Genomic DNA, 19,093 nt, shown 5'->3' with positions numbered 1-19,093 from the left:
GAAAATGGCGGACTTGAATCCCCGTCCTGTGATCAAGGATCTACAGCCTGGCGACTGGATTGATCTGGACCAGCTGGGCACCGACCCATTGCTGACCTATATCAAGTACCCCAATATAGCCATCAACGACGTGCTGTGGCCGAACTGGCGAGGGTGTGGTGCAAACGGTGAGGTGGCTGACCATTCCAACTCCCGTGTGAATGTAACGACTGAGGGAGGCTACACACCGCAACTCGGCATGCCCGTGCTGGTACCCAATGATCTGCTCAAGCAATTAAATCAAGGGTGGGCGTTTTATTCGTACGCCATCGGTTCGCCTGGAGATCCTAACGTTCGAGGTCCCGAGTCCCAGCGCCAGTTTTGCTATGTGGGCAAACGGGCGGGCCAAAGCAGTCGTTTGCCAGTTGCGCAGATAAAGGAGTCCCATGATCTGGCACTGGACCCCGACGCGGTAAGTTCAGTGGGTGCTACGGCCGTGGTACCACCTTATCGGGCCATGAGTGTCGGGGATAAGGTCATCTTTACGTGGCAAGGGTATTATCAAGACTCCCCGGAACCTGCCTATCGGGAAACCAAAGTACTGAAAGCCGAGGATCTTGGTCAGCCACTGACATTCACCGTCCCGTATACCGAGGTCATTGGTATTAAGGATGAACATGCCGACATCAGCTACCGCGTCGAGTATGTAGACGGAGCGGGTCTGTCGAGTGACTCCGATCAGCAAACCCTGCAAATAGTAGCGCCGATTTCTTCTCCACTCCCTGTTATTACGATCAAGAACTACGCAGGTGGCCCGATTAATCCTGGTCATTATCCTGACGGATTGGTGCTGCAGGTCAAACCTGTTTATGCCGACATTCATGAGGGTGACTGGGTGCTGGTGTACTGGAAGGGTAGCGACAAGAACAGGAGTGTCACCAAGGCGCAGCGAGTCGATCGTTCCACATTGGACAGCGGCCTCATCGAGTTTCTGATCGAACCCCGTTGGCTGACGGACAATAGCAACGCCCAGGTAACTGTTGGCTTCCAGTTTGCGCGCGAAGGCGCTGCACTATCGGCTGAGCCACTGCAAGTGGATATCAGCAAACCGTTGTACCTTCCTGCGCCCATTGTCGAGGGCGTCACACCCGAAGCGGGGGAAAACAACGGGCGCCTGGAAGCGAATACCAGTGGCATCTACGTCAGCGTTCCTGACCCGGCAGAGGTCGGTTCGGGCAAGGTGGAACTGCATTGGCAAGGCCACCCGAATGGGGGGCGCCATATCGCGCCGACGCCCGTGGGAGGTAGCGGAAAAAGGTATTTGATCCCAGCCTCCGCCATCGCCGCCAACATGTCGACGCTCGAGCAGGCACGTTTTCCAGTGTTTTACCATGTGTTCCCACCCGGTGATTCAGTGGGCGAAGATTCTGAATACTTTAATCTGCGCATCACGCCATTACCGGCGTCGCGCTATCCATTTACGACGTCTCCACATATTCTCGACAACAAAATGTCGTTGTTCTCCGTGCCTATCGGCGGTGCGGATCTGGAACTTCACTCTTCGCCACCCCAGGATGCCTGGCCATTCATGGCCAAAGGACAAATATTGACCATGGAGGTCACGGGTGTAACCCAGAGCGGTAGTACATCGCATTTTGTGCGCGAAGCACAGCCCGTTACTGAGGATGAACTCCGGAACAAAAAAATAACGGCGAAGTTGCCCAAGGCGTTTCTCAATACGCTCAAGCTCAATGAGCCTTTTACATTAAAGGCAAAAGTCAGTTTTGATGGTGGTGAGACCTATTTCCAATTCAGGGGTAGCACGCCGACGCTTGTCGCTTGACGAACGCTGTTGCCAATCGGCGAACGCAATGTAAGCCAAAGGATATTTATCGTGGAAACCAATAACGTTGAAAATTTGTTGAACTGGCTGAAAGTGCAACCCCGGACACTCGGCTGGGGTGCCGTCATGGCCTATGGGCGCAGCGAAACCAATAAAGTGTTACTGCAGGAGTACATCGAGCGCTTTAGTACCAGTAATTATTTGAGGCCGATTACCGAAGAGATTACGGATAATACAACGCCGACGCAGAAAGAGTTTTTGCACAATTATCAAATGGACGCGCCACGCCTGTCGTTCCAGGGTTCCACTCTGCAGAAGTCCGCTGCCAAGTTGACCATGCAAGTGGTCGGCGGCTCACACCTGACGTTCAGCAAGCCGGCAGGCTTCCCGCAGTGGAGTGTCACCAAAATTGCCCAGGAAGATGTGCTGGATGGACCACAATTGCTGTTTGATATCGACCTCCTGGCGGCAACTGGCTCGGTGACGTCTGCCGGGCGGGTGGAACTGGATATCTCGAAGGGTACCAATTATCGATTGACCTATGTGCAAACCGAACACTTGCGCAAGGTGGCTGGCCAGCGCATGCAGGAGATCTTCAGGCCCTTGCCGGACGACCAGAAGATCTTCGTGTTGAACGAACTGAAGTTCGAACCGGATCAATTCTTGAAACCCGATAAATTTGTTATTCGCACGCATAACAAAAAGGACTCGGGTGCCGCGTTGTTGGCGGGTGAGGATGAGGGGGAGGGCTCGGTACTGGTATTTGTTGCGATGCAGGGCGATGCCAACGGGACTTTGCCTGTTGATAATGCGGATTTGAAGTATTTGTTGCCGGATGGTTCCACCGCGACGATATTGCTGGGTCACGAGTTTACTTTCAAGAAACTATTTGATGTTGCACTACAAAAATTAGGTAATGCAACCGAGATAAAGTACGAAGTAGTGCGCTCGCCTGATGGTAAGAGAATTGTAAAAATAATTGGGCTAAGTGGTCAAAGAGTTAGACGCGTAGAGGAAGGACCTCTTGTGATAGGAGGGGTGGAGTATAGGTCCCCATTGACAAGTGCTGTTGTGCATACGGGTGATGCATCGGATTACTTTGAAATGAGTATTTCGCAGGATAAGTTCTTTACCTTGCATTGGAAGGAGTTTCTTCAGCCGCTGACTCTGAATTGGACGGGAGGAAATACTGGTAACGTGTACGGGAGATGGGATCTCACGTACGATTTTGAATATGGCATTGGGGAAAATCATGAGTTTATTATCAGTGGGAGTTCTAAAAATAGCAACCTTTTGGTACTTGACGCTTATAGTACAGTAACTCCAGGCCATAGACTTGCTGTAGAACAGGCCTACACTGGTTGGCTGCAAAAATTGTTCGACGAAGGAATTGATGACTTTCTCAGCGCTGTGGAAAATATCAATGTATTCACGCTTAACAGTCTCTTGTTCCGAAGTGCTAACGCGGTAAAATTTGAGGAAGTTCATTACCCCGCCGACCTGGCCCTCTTCGGCCACGTCGGCCCCACCCAAACCGCCTTCGCCATCACTCAGCTGGAACCCGTAATCGGCCACAGCGAAACCCTGCAGTTCGCCACCGAACCACCCCGCACCGGTTTGTCCTGGAAAGTCGAGAACATCCTCGGCGAAACCGTTCCCGTAGGTGCCATCAATGCCTCTTCGGGACGTTACACCGCCCCGACGGCCGCCCAACTTCAAGGCAGCTTCGTCCGGGTGAGGGTCACAGCCAGTGCAGGCGGCCATACCAGCTCGGCATTGGTCACCGTGATGCGCCGAGGCATTACCGTCAACCCGATGATCCAGATTGCAACCGCCGGCGACCCGATGGCCCTGGACGTCTCAGCCGGCGCCGTGGACGGCGGGGAGTTGACCTGGTCCATTGAAGATCCTTCGTCGGGTGCGGTGGTGAGGCCGAACCCGGCCGAGGGAGGGGACCACAGCTACGTGCCGGGCTCCCCGCAAGCCGGAAAGGCGCCCACGGTCGACACCCTCGTTGTTCATAACCCACGGACAAAACTGAGTGAGACCGCGCGCGTCATGGTCCTGCATCGACCGGCCCTCCTTAGCGTGGTGGTCGTTGACAAACCCGGGTTGCCGGAACACCAGATCCAACTGGCAATCATGGGAGAGAACGGCCCGATTGATCCAGGATCGTGGAAGGAGTCATGGCAGGTGCTGCTGGGTAGCGAATCGGCACAAATCAATGCCACAACCGGGCTGCTCACCGTAAACCCTGCGGGGCCGGACAAATTCGTGGCGATCACTGTTTTAGCGCCCCCTGCACGCCCCGGGGGAGCTGACGATGACGGTTACATCATCCTGCCATTGCCCTTGTTCAGTGTGCCGGAAACCCTCCGGATGTTGGGTGCAAATGGTCAGTAATCGGTTGTTCACTGATTTGACGAACGCTGTTGCCAATCGGCGAACGCAATGTAAGCCAAAGGATATTTATCGTGGAAACCAATAACGTTGAAAATTTGTTGGACTGGCTGAAAGTACAACCCCGGACACTCGGCTGGGGTGCCGTCATGGCCTATGGGCGCAGCGAAACCAATAAAGTGTTACTGCAGGAGTACATCGAGCGCTTTAGTACCAGTAATTATTTGAGGCCGATTACCAAAGAGATTACGGATAATACAACACCGACGCAGAAAGAGTTTTTGCACAATTATCAAATGGACGCGCCACGCCTGTCGTTCCAAGGTTCCACTCTGCAGAAGTCCGCTGCCAAGTTGACCATGCAAGTGGTCGGCGGCTCACACCTGACGTTCAGCAAGCCGGCAGGCTTCCCGCAGTGGAGTGTCACCAAAATTGCCCAGGAAGATGTGCTGGATGGACCACAATTGCTGTTTGATATCGACCTCCTGGCGGCAACCGGCTCGGTGACGTCTGCCGGGCGGGTGGAACTGGATATCTCGAAGGGTACCAATTATCGATTGACCTATGTGCAGACCGAACACTTGCGCAAGGTGGCTGGCCAGCGCATGCAGGAGATCTTCAGGCCCTTGCCGGACGACCAGAAGATCTTCGTGTTGAACGAACTGAAGTTCGAGCCGGATCAATTCTTGAAACCCGATAAATTTGTTATTCGCACGCATAACAAAAAGGACTCGGGTGCCGCGTTGTTGGCGGGTGAGGATGAGGGGGAGGGCTCGGTACTGGTATTTGTTGCGATGCAGGGTGATGCCAACGGGACTTTGCCTGTTGATAATGCGGATTTGAAGTATTTGTTGCCGGATGGTCATTCGGCGACTGTGATTTTGAAGGATGAAATTGTAAAGCAGAAAGTAATGATTGAGGGTATGCAAGGGGTTAATCAGTATCCGGAAGAGTTTAAGTTTACAGATATAATTCAGGATGAAATTTTTTACGGAATTCGTGGTCGGTCAGGAGGGCTAAAAGTGCCTCTTGGGGTGGTTTCAACGCCAAGATTTGACATCGACATCCCCTTTGTGTACATGGACTTTTACAATCCGGGTATTCCTGATTTCCCTTTTCCGTTCGATGCTCACTTCTCTTTTGTAACGCCTGGTTACAGGTATACATTTACCGACCCAGATTTTTACATTAAATATTGTTGCTTATTAGTGGTGGGGGTAAAGAATATCCAGTCGACTGTGACTAAGTTAAACGGCCAGGCAGTCTCGATGGCTGGTGTGTTTGGATTGGGGTACAGTACAAGCCTTGGTTTTGATCTTGTGATTGAAAACGGGCAGTTAATTTTTAGACCGCGCCCTGTTGATCCTGAGTTGGACGAAGCATATGAAGTCCATCCTGGAGAAGTTTTTTCAGAAATTGAAGCTGTCCGTGAAGATTTATCTCTGATTGTGCCTGAAATCAAGATTGCACTGAGATCCGCTGTTCATGCCGCTTATGAGAAATTTAGTTCATCGTTACCGGTGTTTGACATATTTACACTCAATAGCCTCTTGTTTCGCGGTGGGAACTCGATAAACCTTGAAGTCGCTCATATTCCCCGGGATATGGCCCTCTTCGGCCACGTCGGCCCCACCCAAACCGCGTTCGCCATCACTCAGCTGGAACCCGTAATCGGCCACAGCGAAACCCTGCAGTTCGCCATCGAACCGCCGCGCACCGGTTTGACCTGGAAAGTCGAGAACATCCTCGGCGAAACCGTTCCCGTAGGTGCCATCAATGCCTCTTCGGGACGTTACACCGCCCCGACGGCCGCCCAACTTCAAGGCAGCTTCGTCCGGGTGAGGGTCACAGCCAGTGCAGGCGGCCATACCAGCTCGGCATTGGTCACCGTGATGCGCCGAGGCATTACCGTCAACCCGATGATCCAGATTGCAACCGCCGGCGACCCGATGGCCCTGGACGTCTCAGCCGGTGCCGTGGACGGCGGGGAGTTGACCTGGTCCATTGAAGATCCTTCGTCGGGTGCGGTGGTGAGGCCGAACCCGGCCGAGGGAGGGGACCACAGCTACGTGCCGGGCTCCCCGCAAGCCGGAAAGGCGCCCACGGTCGACACCCTCGTTGTTCATAACCCACGGACAAAACTGAGTGAGACCGCGCGGGTCATGGTCCTGCATCGACCGGCCCTCCTTAGCGTGGTGGTCGTTGACAAACCCGGGTTGCCGGAACACCAGATCCAACTGGCAATCATGGGCGAGGATGGCCCGATTGATCCAGGATCGTGGAAGGAGTCATGGCAGGTGCTGTTGGGAAGCGAATCAGCACAAATCAATGCCACAACCGGGCTGCTCACCGTAAACCCTGCGGGGCCGGACAAGTTCGTGGCGATCACTGTTTTAGCGCCCCCTGCACGCCCCGGGGGAGCTGACGATGACGGTTACATCATCCTGCCATTGCCCTTGTTCAGTGTGCCGGAAACCCTCCGGATGCTGGGTGCAAATGGTCAGTAATCGCTTGTTCACTGATAGTAAGGAGATTGGTCATGTCTGTTAATCCACTGGAAGGTTTGTTGACCCGGATGAGAAGGGGAACAATCACACACGGCTGGGGAGCGGTGGTGGCGTTCGGCCGGGCTCAGCTTAACCGCCTGCTGCAAGAACAATACCTTGGCTGGTTGCACGAGGGTCGTTTTATTCCGCCCATCAGCGGTGAGGTATTCACGGACGACCGGACCGAGTCCATGAAGCTGGACAATTTGATCCTGGGCATGCCTGTCCTGTCATTTGCTTCGGCATCGCTCAATCAGTCCTTCGTGACATTGACCATGAACATTGTCGCAGGGGCTTACACGGCCATCAGTCGTCCAGTGGGTGGTGCTGCGCAACGGTTGTTGTCCGGCTTCAGTATCACCGAAGACATGGGCTACAAGATCCAGATGAAGGTAAGCCTGAACCAGATCGTAGGAGAAGTGGATAAACGAGGTCGGGTGACGATTGATGTGGCAAGCGACCCTGCAATGACCTGCAACCTGGGAGGGTTGCCAGGCGTCCAGAAAGTTGTGGCGGCTTTCATTCAAAGCCGCTTGACGGTGTTGCCAGAAGACCAGCGAATTTTCGAGCTGGGGCTATTTGATCTCAGTGGAAACAACCCGTTGAGCCCGACCCATTTCCATATTCGGACACAGAAAGCACCGGGTAGCGACAATCCAGACGATGGTGCCGTGCTGGTGTTCGTTCGCCTGAAAATCAATGATGAAAACGGCACTATGCCTATTGAGGGCAGTGACTTCCCTTACTTGGTCCCGGACGATCAGGCCGCTGGGAGCGCTTTGTACTCGGCTTCACTGGTGTTGAGCAAAGACTGGATCGAGTTGCTCGACGATGTGCAACTCGATGTGCTCAAGAACCTGTTGTTGCCCGGCGAAAATCTTTTTGTAGAAAGCACCAACGGGCGGCATACCCCGCATGATCTGTTGGTACTGGGTAATATCAAGCCAAGCCCCGAGAGCGTGACCATCGAACCGTCTTTCATCAATCTCAAAGCCGGCAAGACCCAGGCATTTACCGCGCACAAGAGTGATGGAGGGACGGTCAGTGCCCAGTGGCGCGTCAGCAACCCCGTCAGTCCGCTCTCCGTTGGCAGCGTTACGCCAACCGGCGGTGTCTATACGTCGCCGGCTCCCTCACGGATCGGCAAGGAACAACAGCCCGTTGTCGTGACTGCGCAGTATGTAATGGGGGGCGTGCAACAGACGAGTTCGGCATTTGTGCTTGGCGTGTTCGAAAGCATGAGCATTTCTCCGCGTATTTGCACCAGCGCAGTAGGGACCAGCGCAGCACCTATTGAACTGGTTGCAAACACGCTGGGTGGGGGGACGTTGCAGTGGCCCACACTGATGCCGGAGGAAGGTACGCTCAGGGTGGTCGATAACAACCACGCCATTTACACACCACCCGAAGGCCTCACCGAGCAGTTGGCACTGCAGACCATCAGAGTCACTGATTCGCTGACCAAGGAAACCATAGACGCGACAATTGTATTGATGAAGTCAGCCCACACGCTGCCGGTCGATCCACCCTATGTCGCGGCGATATCTGCTGCGACTCCGATCCAGCTCTACGCCGATCTGGACCCCATGGATGCGCGATGGACTGTTATCGGCGAAGGCGAAGTGGATGAAAACGGTCTGTTTATGCCGCCGGCGCAACCGACTTCCCGAGTCAGCGTGGTGAGGTGCTCCTATCTGGTTAACGGTTCGGTCAGGGCCAGCGGCCTGAGCATCATCCAGCTCTCCGAACAAGTCATGCCTGAACCCACCTGGTTGGAACTTCAGGAGTTTTCAATCGTTACCCCCGAGAATGGGGTTGATCGATGCTTCAGCAATGGTCTTCAACAGATCCCTGTGATCATCAAGATCGAGACCAAGCCTGTGACGATCGACGGTCAGCAGGTTTATATACCGGTCAGCGACGCTAACCTGTCGACCCTGCGGCTGGTGGACAAATTATCCAACGCTCCCGTTCCCTTTGTTCATGTTGCCCAAGAGGGCATTGAGTACGGTAGTGGTGTTTCATGGGCTGCCAGTAAAAAAAGAAATCGTTTCAAGCTGTATTCCGCGACGGCGGCGGCACCGGTCAACTCACCGGCATTACCTACACCCCAGAATAATGGCGTGCGTTACCGTGAACTCTGGATTCATCTTGCCGCTGAAAGCAGTCGGACTTTTTATGCGCAGTTCACTTCAGATCATGGTATTCAGAATTCTACTGATGAGAAAACCGAGGGTTTTGAAGTCACGGTTCAGGGCATGAGGCCACCAATACCGGCGACCGATCATTATAAGGTAGTGCGCGAGCGTGCATGGAATGATCCGGATGGCCACGATCATCCGCCAACAGATATGTACCCTGAAATGGATTATTTCAGCTATTACCGTCAGTCCATTGACTATTGGCGATTAAGTTATCAGCGGTTGGGCGCTTATCCGGTGCTATTTTCGACCTCGGTTTTCGAAAATAATGTTTCGACAATTCAGTGGGAAAGTGAGTTGATCGATGAAACATACTTCAGTTATACCGGTAGCGCCTTTAATCCGGCCAATTTTGAAAATAGTGATAGCCCCGCTCCGGAAGGGTTGTCTTTTGATTCTTATCTCTGGGGGATGATGAGACATTACAATAAAAAGCTGACAGCGTCTTTCTCAGGTGACAAGCAGCCTTCCCCTGGCGAGTTGATTGTCAGTTTGCATCGAACGGATGATGTGAAATATTGGTATGACGGATTGGCAAATGGCGATAAGCGAAAGTTATACCGTAAGCACTTGGATCCTGGGCTGAAAGTTGTATTGATAGATGAAGAGGGTAATCGTCATTCGCTATCGATTGCTTTTGAGTCAGCCTCTCAAGAAAACAGCCGTAATAAATTGATTATCAATCGTGTTTAACTGATCTTCTTTATCTTTAAAAAGCGTTAGTCAACTTTGAATGACTTTTATGGGTGTCGGGTCTACCAAATAAGTAGGCCCGACGACTGCTTGTTGTCGAAGCATTAACGGTTTTAATTTCAGTTTATTTATAAGGTAGGTATGAAATGACCACTTCCAGTGCCGTGCATTCCCAAGCCTTTGGCTTCATGAGTTACTTGCAAGGCGGTGTCGACCCGCGCACCGGGCAATACACCGTCGCCATCGACTTCCCCGAGGTCAAGAGCAACTGGCTGGGCGGTCCGGCGTTTCCCGTGAGCCTTGGCTTCAACCCGATCAACACCCTGGACTCCGGCTATGGCCTGGGCTGGAACCTCAACCTCACGCAATTTACCCCGCATGACAGTATCCTGGCCCTGAGCACCGGGGAGACTTACAAGGTCACCGGTAGCGGCGCCACCCCGGACATCAAGGAAAAGAAACTCGACAGTTTCCATTTCGAAAACCTGGGCAATGGCCGCTACCGTTTGCTGCACAAGTCCGGGCTGGTCGAGGTGCTGCAGGTTGGCGGCAGCAGCAATGAGCAGGTGGCCTTGCCCGTCGAGATCTACTCGGCGGCCGGCCATCGCATCACACTGGTGTATGCGTCTTTCCGCGGCGGCCAGCGCCTGCAAAGCATCAGCGATGCCCAAGGCGAATTGCTGCGCATCAACCGCCCCAACGATACCCTGGTCGAGGTGCTCGCCCGCCCCAACGACGGCCCCGGCGGCGGTCCGCTGGCGCGTTATGAGATGAACCTCAACGCCAGTGGCTGGGTCACCAGCATCGTCTTGCCCACCGCCGACAAGGCGTCCTGGCGCTTTGCTTATGGCAACGGGCCGATCCGCGGCATTCTGTGCCTGCACGAAGTCAAGACGCCGGTCGGCGGCCGTGAAACCATCGACTATGCCGACACCGGGCACCCTTATCCCGGCGGTGTCAGCCGTCCCAACCTGCCGCGGGTCACCCGTCATCGCAGCTACCCCGGCTTCGGCCAGCCGATGATCCAGGTCGACTACAGCTACACGGCCCGTAATTTCCTCGGGGCCGGGGCCAGCGTCAGTTGGGAAGACGGCATGGACCCCTTGTACAAGGTGGCATCCAGCTATGAGTACGGCAGCATCGCCAGCCTGATGGATGGCACCACGGTGGTTCGCCAGGTCGAGCGCACCTTCAACCGCTTCCACTTGCTGACCGAAGAAAAAACCACCCAGCAACAGTGCGTCAAACGGATCAAGACCGAGTACTACGCCCAGGACATCCCGTTCGAGCAGCAGGTCGCGCAATTCCAGTTGCCAAGGAAAGTCACCACCAGTTGGGAGGTCGCCAACGACGCCACCCAGTACCGCGACGAGGCCGCCCTGAGCGCCTACGACGTGTATGGCAACCAGACCGAACAGGTCGAGCCCAACGGCATCAAGACCACCTACACCTATTACCCCAAGGCCGGCGAGGACGGTTGCCCGCCAGACCGCTTTGTGCGCAACCTCAAAGACACCGTGGTGACGCCTTCGCCCGACGGCGCGGCGGGTGCCCCGACACTGCGCACGCGCTTGCGCTACGCCGCGCACCAGCCATTGACCGGCAGCGGCCTGCAAGACTGGCTGGCGATCGAGAGCGAAACCCTGGTGCACATCGACGGCAGCAACGAAACCCTCCTGCAAGAGACCCGGCGCAGCTACCACGAACTGCCCGGCGATGCGTTCCTGCACGGCCGCCCGGTCACTCAGCAAACCACCCTCAATGGCAAGACCAACACGACCGCCTACGCATACGAAAGGCTGACCAGTGCGCTGGCTGGAGAAGCCGTGCTGCAAACCACTGAAACCTTCAGAGGCTTTGATGATGTACCCGGCACAATGGAAGTCCGAAAAACCATCATCAGTGAAGACTCATTGCTTCACGGGCAGCCATTGCTGAGCCGAGACGACAATGAAGTGCGAATTCGCTACACCTACGACTCACTGATTCGGGTAGTCAGTGAAACCGTCGCCCCAGGCGAAGCGGAATTCGAAGCCACGCGCCAGTACGAGTACTTCCTGACATCCCTGGATGGACAGCAGGCCAGTCAGGTGGTGACCGATGTCAAAGGGGTGAAGACCCGCAGTCTTGTCGATGGCCTCAGCCGCCCGGTGTACGAAGAACGCCAGGATGCGGACAATCCGCTGCGCGCAGCGGAGTATCGGCAAACATGGGCGGCACGTTACGACCTGTTCGAGAATATGATCGAGGAAACTCAATACGACTGGAGGGGAGCACAACAGGTCGCACTGTCCAGCAAGCTGGAATATGACGCGTGGGGCATGCAGTGCAGTGTCACGGGTCCGGACGGCGTGAAGGTCCATGAGCGCATCAACCCGATTGGTAGCGCTCAGTGGAAGGGGCCGATCCAGAGCAGTTGGAGCGAGGGAGCAGACAAGATCAGCGGCAAGACGCTGACGTACCTGAATTTGTTCGAAAAGCCGGATCGTGTCGAGCGGTTCGAGACTGACGAAACGCTGGTCAGCAAGCACCAATATGGCTATGACGGGCTGGGACGCACCGTCGAGGAAACCGATGCCCGCGATGCCACCACGCAATACGGGTACGATGCGTTTGACCGGATGATCACCAATATTCTGCCCGGCGGCGCTGTTGTACAACGTCGCTACGCCGAACACAGTTCTGAAGATTTGCCGACGCAAATCAGCGTTGACGGTATCGTACTTGGCGAGCAAGCGTTCGATGGCCTGGATCGCATGAGCGAGTCAGTCACAGGGGGGCGCCGGCAACGCTTTACCTATAAACCGGGGCAGTCTCGTCCGGCGACAGTCATCACTCCCGGCAATCAGGAGATTACCTACGATTATCAACCGCAACTGGGCGAGGAACCCAGCATGCGACGCCTGCCTGATAAAGAGCCTGCTGAATACGTGCGCGACGGTAAAAATGCGCGGCTGGTCAGTTGCAAGGAAGAAGGGCTGGAGTTGACGCGCCAATACTTCACCACCGGTGAGGTGAAAAGCGAGTCACGGATTCAGAATGGCAATGTCGACATCATGCACTACGACTACAGTCGCCAGGGCCTGTTGCTGAACTACACCGACGTACTTGAGCAGACCCAGTCCTATATCTATGACGTGGCAGGGCGCCTGGAACAGACCCGGCTGGGCACCACCTCTTCAAACTTTACGTATGACAGCCTGGGGCAACCGAGCACGATCAGTACTCAGGACAGCGCCAGTGGGCAACATGTGACCATCAGCCTGGAGCACGATGGATTGGGGCGCGAGACAACACGCACCTTCGATCTCAACGGCATCGAGCAACAACTGACGCAGGTCTATAACGAAGTCGACCTGTTGATGCGCAGAACGCTGCGCGAAGGCCCGACGCTGCTGCGTGATGAAACCTATGAATATGATCCGCGCGGGCGCCTGGTGTTTTATCAGTGCGAGGGCAGCCAGCCGCCAGTGGATCCATACGGGAAAGCCATTATCAGTCAGCTGTTCAGGTTCGACGCCATGGATAACCTGACTCGTGTAACCACAACCTATCAGGGCCCCGGTGGCACCAGAAGTACCAACGTCGCCGTTTACAGTTACACGGGTGTCGACCCGGCCCAACTGTCAAAAGTGACCAACTCGGCCTCGGAAGACGGGTATCCCGCGGTCATCGAACTTGAGTATGACGAGAAGGGCAATTTGATTCGTGATGAACAAGGTCGAGCGCTGGAATACGATGCGCTGAGCCGCTTGATCAGTGTCAGCGCCTTGCCGGGCGAAACGCCGAGTGGCTATCGCTACGATCCGTTGGACACCTTGTCCGGGGTCGACAGTGGCAATGGGGAGCAGCAGCGTTTTTATCAGGGCGGCGAACTGACCAGTCTTAAACAGGGTGGCAACAGCACAAGCTTCCTGCGCGGCGATGGAGTTGTGCTCGCCGAGCACCAGGCAGGTGCAAACCCAAAGTCGTTGATGCTGGTCGCTGATCAGAAAAATACGTTACTGAGTGAACTCGCCAGCGGCAGGGCCAGTCACGTTGCGTTTACGCCCTATGGTCATCCCAGTGCGCAACCGCCGGTGAGCGCGGGTTTGGGTTACAACGGCGAGTTCAGCGAGCCGCAAACGGGTTGGCAACTGCTGGGTAATGGGTACCGCGCCTACAACCCTCGGTTGAAGAAGTTTCATAGCCCGGACAGTTTAAGTCCCTTTGGGGAGGGGGGGTGAATGCGTATGCGTATTGTGAGGGGGAGCCGGTTTTGAGTGCGGATCCGGATGGGCATTCGATTGTGAGCTATTTTCAGGGGTATAGAACAAGCAGTGCGAAGGCTTTCAACAAAGGTGTGCCAACAGCTTTTTTGAAAAACTCTAAAGCTGGTGCAGCATCGGTTCGCCCGCTCCGCAGCAAAGATGTTGTTCGGTTGAAAAAAATGGTCAGGTTGCGTGTACGGCAGCAAGAAATAGTTAAAAAGGATGTGCAGCGGTGGTCCGAAGATCCAGAGTATGTAGCGAATTACAATAAAAAACATATTAATAGTAACTTTGCAGCTGATATGGGCACGCATTTAGCAAGTGCGGAGACTGATGTGAGTAATGCTCTGAGTTTGCATAAGTTCGCGCAAAATAATGTCGGGAAACTAGGCATTAGCAAAGAGTCGTCATTGGATTTAAAAAATGAAGCGCTCGAGTACGACAAGATTGTTGACGCTATCCGGAGGGAAAAGGCTGAACTGTATCTTCAATATCAACAAGATAAGGCGTATCTAGCTAATCGGACGAATGCTCTTGGCGGAGGCAAATCAAAATCTATTAAGCGAAAACATCAAAAACCTATCTATGGGAGATAAGCAACAGCGCGTATTTATCTGACCGACCAAATTGGATGGCGTCGAAAGTGCTAGCCGCCATCCAGTTTTTTGCCAGCCATTACATGTTAACCATGGCGAATTGTCAGGCTGATTAATAACAAACCCTCACCCCAACCCACTCACCCGCGCAAACTCAACCAACCCACCGTCATGGTCAAGTCCCAACTTGTCCATGGCGGTTCTTTTTTGGCGGCTGATGGTTTTTTCGCTGCGGTTCAACTGCGCGGCAATCTGCCGGCCGGAGAATCCCTGGACAAACAGCCTCACCACCTCCAGTTCGCGCTCGGAAAGGCTGGCCAGCGGCAGGCGTGTGCCACTGGCGGGCAAGGCGTGGGTTTCCAAAAGGGTGGCAAAGGTTGGACACACGTACAGACGCCCTTTAGCCACCACTTGTACGGCCCGCTTCAGTTCGCTCAAGGGGCTGCGCTTGTCGAACAAACCACCCACGCCGGTGTTGAGCAGCGCTTGCAGCAGCGAAGGGTTACGCAGCGTGGTCATCACGATCATCGGGATATGGCCGAAGTGGCGCTTGAGGTAACCCATCAAGGCCAGTCCATCGGGCAAGCCCGCGTAGGGCATTGAGTAGTCGCTGATCAGCAGGTCGCAGGGGGTGTGCTGCAAAAGCCCGATCAGCTCTTTGGCGTTATGGGCTTTGGCCACGATCGTGAGCGCCGGTGGCGTCGGCGTGGACAGGGCGAGTTCGGCTCCCGCCAGCACTACCGGGTGATCGTCCGCGAGGATGATGCGTAGCGGGCTGCCAGGGCGGTGCCCGTACGATACGGGCGTATCGTCACAGGCACTGTCGCTGGAGGTTGAAGACGTTGAGCAATGAGGCGTTTGATGCGGGTTCATGAAATGTCTCAACAGAGGGCGATGACACGCGGACCGCTGTGGAGACACTGGCTCAAGGCATATGAATCAAACCCTGTTCCAGCGCCATGGCCATGGCGATCCAGCGTGACCTCACACCAAATTTTCGGCGGATGTTGCAAAAGTGATAATTCACACCGGCCTCGGTGCAACTGACGATCTGGCCGATCTCCCAGGACGACTTGCCGGCGGCGCTCCACTGCAGGATTTCCTTTTCCCGGGTGGTGAGTTTGATCGCTTGCGGTGGCTTGCTCTCCCGGGGCACGAAGTTGACAGCAGTTGGCGATGATCGAACTGACACGGAATTGGTGCGATACATAATTGAATCTCCCATTCATCATCATTGACGGCGTGGGCTCGGCGGAATCCTCCTACTGCATGAAGGTGTGGTTCGCGCGGCCGTCCTACAGACACCGATATAGAGCTGTAGGCACGACTCCCTTATAGCGCGATAAAACCCTCATGGAACCTGTCAGAAATTACAGGTGGCCGACTTTAGTCGAGAATCGGCGAAAACACTGTCGGCTAATGCAGCCTGATTTGTAGGAGACATCGCCGTGTTCATGAAGCCTACGTACCTGGTGGTAATTTTTTGATTGGACGGGCTTTTTTGTCGCGGACACCGGCGGGTGTGCGGAAAAAAGCACGGGCAAAAAAAGCCGATAGGCACTGTCCTATCCAGCGTGCGGCGTATTGCCCGTCCGTCGAATTGAACGCCTGGCAGCTGCCTGCCAGTGATCTGGAATGGCTTTGGGTTACCTGTAGCAGAAAAAGCCAGGCGTTCCACTAACAGTTCTGTCAGCGGTGCCGTGACGGCAAGCAATATCTAATGGCAGGCATAAAAACCATTGCCTGAGGACTGTGCTGTGGACGACCGTGAACTGCCGCAACTGGCATATGTTGCTCTTCCGGTCGCGATTTCTGCGACCCCGCAATCAGAGTCGTCCATCAGTGTCATTTGGGGTTACATGGCCGGCGGCGGGCACACCGGTACTCGATTGCAGTGGGAGACAGAAGGGGGGATGGTCGGCGGGTTCGATGTCCCGATCAGTTCATTAAGCTATGTCATCACCGGCCTCAATCCTGATACTCGATACACGATAAAAGCCTTCGGGCTCAAGGGTAGCGAGGTCTCTCCCGGCAGCAAGGATGCGCAGGCCACCACCAAACCCGCATCCTCGTTGCCGGCCAGCCCGACGAATCTCGCCGCAGTGCCTACGAAGGACACCATCTCATTGACCTGGTCCGGCCCCGCGAACGCCTCCATCTACAAGCTCAGCTATGGCCGGGCACCCAGTGGACCGGTGATTCGCAACCAAACAACCATGAGCATGGCGTACACGTTCAATGGATTGAGCGCGGGCACCTTGTATTACTTTGAAGTTCGTTCATCCAACAATGTCGGCGACTCGGCTCCGGCGCGCATAACCCAACAGACGTTGCAGGTGCCCGCAGTGCCTGGGGGGCTGCGAGCGACTCCCTCTATTTCAGCGATGGCCGTGGAGTGGTCTGCCTCCATCGGTGCGGTCTACTATGTGATCCGTTTTGGCGTAGAGCCCGGTGGTCCCGTGACGTCGCTGACCACGCAGCTATTGCGGCATCCGCTGGAAAACCTGATCAAAAATACGCTTTATTTTATCGAGGTCAGCGCTCGTAACCACAACGGTGAGTCATCCCCGGCACGCATCACCCAGAAGACCCTTGATGGCCCGCCACTGCCTCCCAAACCTGGCAGCCTGCACGTCGTTACCACCCATGATGCTGTCAGTATCGTTTGGGGCCCGCCGCAATCAGCCGGTTACCTGGTCAGCATCGGAATCGAAACTGCGCAACGCGAGATCTTCGCGAGAGAAGCCACGCCGTACATGAACCATCGCTTTCAAGGCCTGCGTCCCGACACTCGATATTTCATTGAGGTGCGTGCAACCAATGCCAGTGGTGAATCCGAACCCTTCCTGGCCAGTGCGTCGACCTCCACTTTTCAGGCCCCTCAAGACCTGTCCGTCGATGGACTCACTGATGATTCAGCGCGCTTGAGCTGGCGTGCGAATGCGGATTACACGACACAGACGCAATATGAGATTTATCTGGGCAATCAGCTTCTGACGACGCAAACCGAAAGCACCTGCCGGATCACCGGGCTGATCGAGGCGAGCGGGTATGAAGCCAAGGTGCGGGCCAAAGGCATCGGGAAATACGGCTTGGGCGACTATTTCTCCGGGTTCGTGTCGAAGCGATTCAACACGCCGGCCTACGATGGCGTCCGCATCTGCGCGCCCGGAAACTTGAGGGGCACTCGCAACACCGCCACAACCGTGTTGCTCAGTTGGGACGATTCCTACGCAATGTGCGATTTGTGTCCCAATGCCGTGGGCTATGAGGTATCCGGTGCCGGCATCGAGACCATCAACGTGGCGCGACCGCCGTACGAAATATCCGGCTTGAGCGCCGATCGCCAGTACCGGTTTTCGGTTCGGGCGCGTGCAGGCGGGAACAACGTTTCGTCGCCAGCCGATTGTTTGATCGGTGCGTGTCCCGACACGCCATCCTCTTTGCAAGTTACCGGCATTACTGGCACCGGCGCAACGCTGGCATGGTCGATTCCGGCCGGCAACGTGGCCGTGGACGATTACCTGGTTGCCTGCGATGGTTCGTTCGTTGGTGCAACCCGTGAAATGGCATACACCTTCTCGCTGTTGGAACCCACAAAGACTTACCGCGTGGAGGTCCGGGCGCGCAGTGGAACAGGAGGACTGTCTGCCCCGGCGACCGCGACATTCGCCACAGGCGATACATCAAATTCACCGCGCAATCTGCACGTCACGGCTAATGAAAGCCGCCGGGTCTCCATTGCCTGGGACGCGCCATTGGGTCCTTCGCCGATTGGCTACCGGGTGAGCGTGCTGTTGATATCAACCGACGTTACCCAGCCAGAACACACCCTGTTCAACCTGATCCCCGGATTTCCACTTAACGTCGCCGTGTGCAGTCGTTTTGCAGCAGACGTTGTGTCGGATTGGGTGTATGTCCAGGTCTTGCCGAAACCCTAGTGTGAGGCCTGGCTTTTAAGATCACGCCAATACGCTCAACCACGCCGAACCCAGTAGCAACAGCGCCATGAGGCCATTGAAGCGTTGCATCGCGCGGGGTGAGCGCAACCAACGGCTGGAACCCGCACCGAGCAACGCCCAAACCCCGAGACAGGGCAGCGAGACCAGGAAAAACGTCAGGGACAGGTACAGCACATGCACAAACCGGTCTTCACCCACCCCGGCAAACACACTGACCACCGCCAGCGCCATCATCCAGGTTTTCGGGTTGATCCATTGCAGGCCGGCCGCACCCAGCAAACCGAGGCGCTGCCCGGCCTGCGCAGTGGCAATGGCAACGGCAGGGGCGCGATAGATTTGCCAGGCCAGATAACTCAGCCATGCCACGCCAGCCCACTGCATGAGCGTTTGCAGCAGCGGCCATTGAGTCAATGAAGAGCCGGCACCTGTACCCACCAAAAGCACAAGCATCGCGGCGCTGGCACAAGCGCCAAGGATGATCGGAACCGCAGCGGCCAGACCGAATCGGGCGCTGTTGCTCAACACCAGGATATTGGTCGGGCCGGGGGTGATCGAGGCGACAAAGGCGAACAGCAGAAAGGGCAGCAAGGTAGGGAAAGTGGAAAGCATCGCAGGCAGACTCC

The 19,093-nt window shown here is 55.4% G+C and carries 10 protein-coding genes; 7 read left to right on the top strand and 3 right to left on the bottom strand.

Translation table 11 applies throughout. The features are described 5' to 3' along the window. Nucleotides 1-4 precede the first annotated feature (4 nt). The 6 genes from AC3IP0_RS14775 (at nucleotide 5) to AC3IP0_RS14750 (ending at nucleotide 14,508) form a co-directional block, all read left to right on the top strand. Nucleotides 5-1,822, top strand: a complete 1,818-nt coding sequence (locus tag AC3IP0_RS14775; protein WP_489325095.1) for a hypothetical protein — start codon at nucleotides 5-7, stop codon at nucleotides 1,820-1,822. A gap of 51 nt (nucleotides 1,823-1,873) precedes the next feature. Further along, a complete protein-coding gene (locus AC3IP0_RS14770; RefSeq protein WP_489325094.1) occupies nucleotides 1,874-4,225 on the top strand; it encodes a hypothetical protein in 2,352 nt (783 codons plus the stop codon). A 71-nt stretch (nucleotides 4,226-4,296) separates the two neighbouring features. Further along, complete coding sequence (locus AC3IP0_RS14765; protein WP_489325092.1) at nucleotides 4,297-6,729, top strand: hypothetical protein; 2,433 nt, start codon at nucleotides 4,297-4,299, stop codon at nucleotides 6,727-6,729. 32 nt (nucleotides 6,730-6,761) lie between these two features. Next, nucleotides 6,762-9,662 (top strand): hypothetical protein, encoded by a 2,901-nt coding sequence (locus AC3IP0_RS14760; RefSeq protein ID WP_489325090.1) that lies wholly within the window; start codon nucleotides 6,762-6,764, stop codon nucleotides 9,660-9,662. Nucleotides 9,663-9,808: 146 nt separating this feature from the next. Continuing rightward, entirely contained in the window at nucleotides 9,809-13,888 is a 4,080-nt protein-coding gene (locus AC3IP0_RS14755) for an RHS repeat domain-containing protein (RefSeq protein WP_489325089.1), read from the top strand. Nucleotides 13,889-13,920: 32 nt separating this feature from the next. Beyond that, complete coding sequence (locus AC3IP0_RS14750; protein ID WP_489325087.1) at nucleotides 13,921-14,508, top strand: hypothetical protein; 588 nt, start codon at nucleotides 13,921-13,923, stop codon at nucleotides 14,506-14,508. Nucleotides 14,509-14,634: 126 nt separating this feature from the next. Here the strand turns inward: AC3IP0_RS14750 and AC3IP0_RS14745 are convergent, their stop codons facing one another. Both AC3IP0_RS14745 and AC3IP0_RS14740 read right to left on the bottom strand, forming a co-directional pair. After that, on the bottom strand, nucleotides 14,635-15,381 hold the full coding sequence (locus AC3IP0_RS14745) for a response regulator (protein ID WP_489315906.1): 747 nt from the start codon (nucleotides 15,379-15,381) through the stop codon (nucleotides 14,635-14,637). A gap of 52 nt (nucleotides 15,382-15,433) precedes the next feature. Beyond that, entirely contained in the window at nucleotides 15,434-15,718 is a 285-nt protein-coding gene (locus AC3IP0_RS14740; protein WP_489315905.1) for a helix-turn-helix transcriptional regulator, read from the bottom strand. Between the two features lie 547 nt (nucleotides 15,719-16,265). Here AC3IP0_RS14740 and AC3IP0_RS14735 point away from each other — a divergent pair. Then, nucleotides 16,266-18,449 (top strand): fibronectin type III domain-containing protein, encoded by a 2,184-nt coding sequence (locus AC3IP0_RS14735; protein ID WP_489325085.1) that lies wholly within the window; start codon nucleotides 16,266-16,268, stop codon nucleotides 18,447-18,449. 21 nt (nucleotides 18,450-18,470) lie between these two features. Here AC3IP0_RS14735 and AC3IP0_RS14730 read toward each other — a convergent pair whose 3' ends face one another. Continuing rightward, nucleotides 18,471-19,079: a LysE family translocator gene (locus AC3IP0_RS14730; protein ID WP_489315903.1), complete on the bottom strand. Its 609-nt coding sequence runs from the start codon at nucleotides 19,077-19,079 to the stop codon at nucleotides 18,471-18,473. Nucleotides 19,080-19,093 lie beyond the last annotated feature (14 nt).

The organism is Pseudomonas sp. GL_103 (assembly GCF_057835175.1).
Note: the sequence above shows the minus strand (reverse complement) of the source record. Positions and strands in the feature narration are given on the sequence as shown.

What these genes read in the sequence shown, in the direction of transcription:
- AC3IP0_RS14775 (WP_489325095.1), top strand. Translation starts at nt 5, where the DNA reads ATGGCGGACTTGAATCCCCGTCCTGTGATCAAGGATCTACAGCCTGGC.
- AC3IP0_RS14760 (WP_489325090.1), top strand. Translation starts at nt 6,762, where the DNA reads ATGTCTGTTAATCCACTGGAAGGTTTGTTGACCCGGATGAGAAGGGGA.
- AC3IP0_RS14755 (WP_489325089.1), top strand. Translation starts at nt 9,809, where the DNA reads ATGACCACTTCCAGTGCCGTGCATTCCCAAGCCTTTGGCTTCATGAGT.
- AC3IP0_RS14745 (WP_489315906.1), bottom strand. Translation starts at nt 15,381, where the DNA reads ATGAACCCGCATCAAACGCCTCATTGCTCAACGTCTTCAACCTCCAGC.
- AC3IP0_RS14740 (WP_489315905.1), bottom strand. Translation starts at nt 15,718, where the DNA reads ATGTATCGCACCAATTCCGTGTCAGTTCGATCATCGCCAACTGCTGTC.
- AC3IP0_RS14730 (WP_489315903.1), bottom strand. Translation starts at nt 19,079, where the DNA reads ATGCTTTCCACTTTCCCTACCTTGCTGCCCTTTCTGCTGTTCGCCTTT.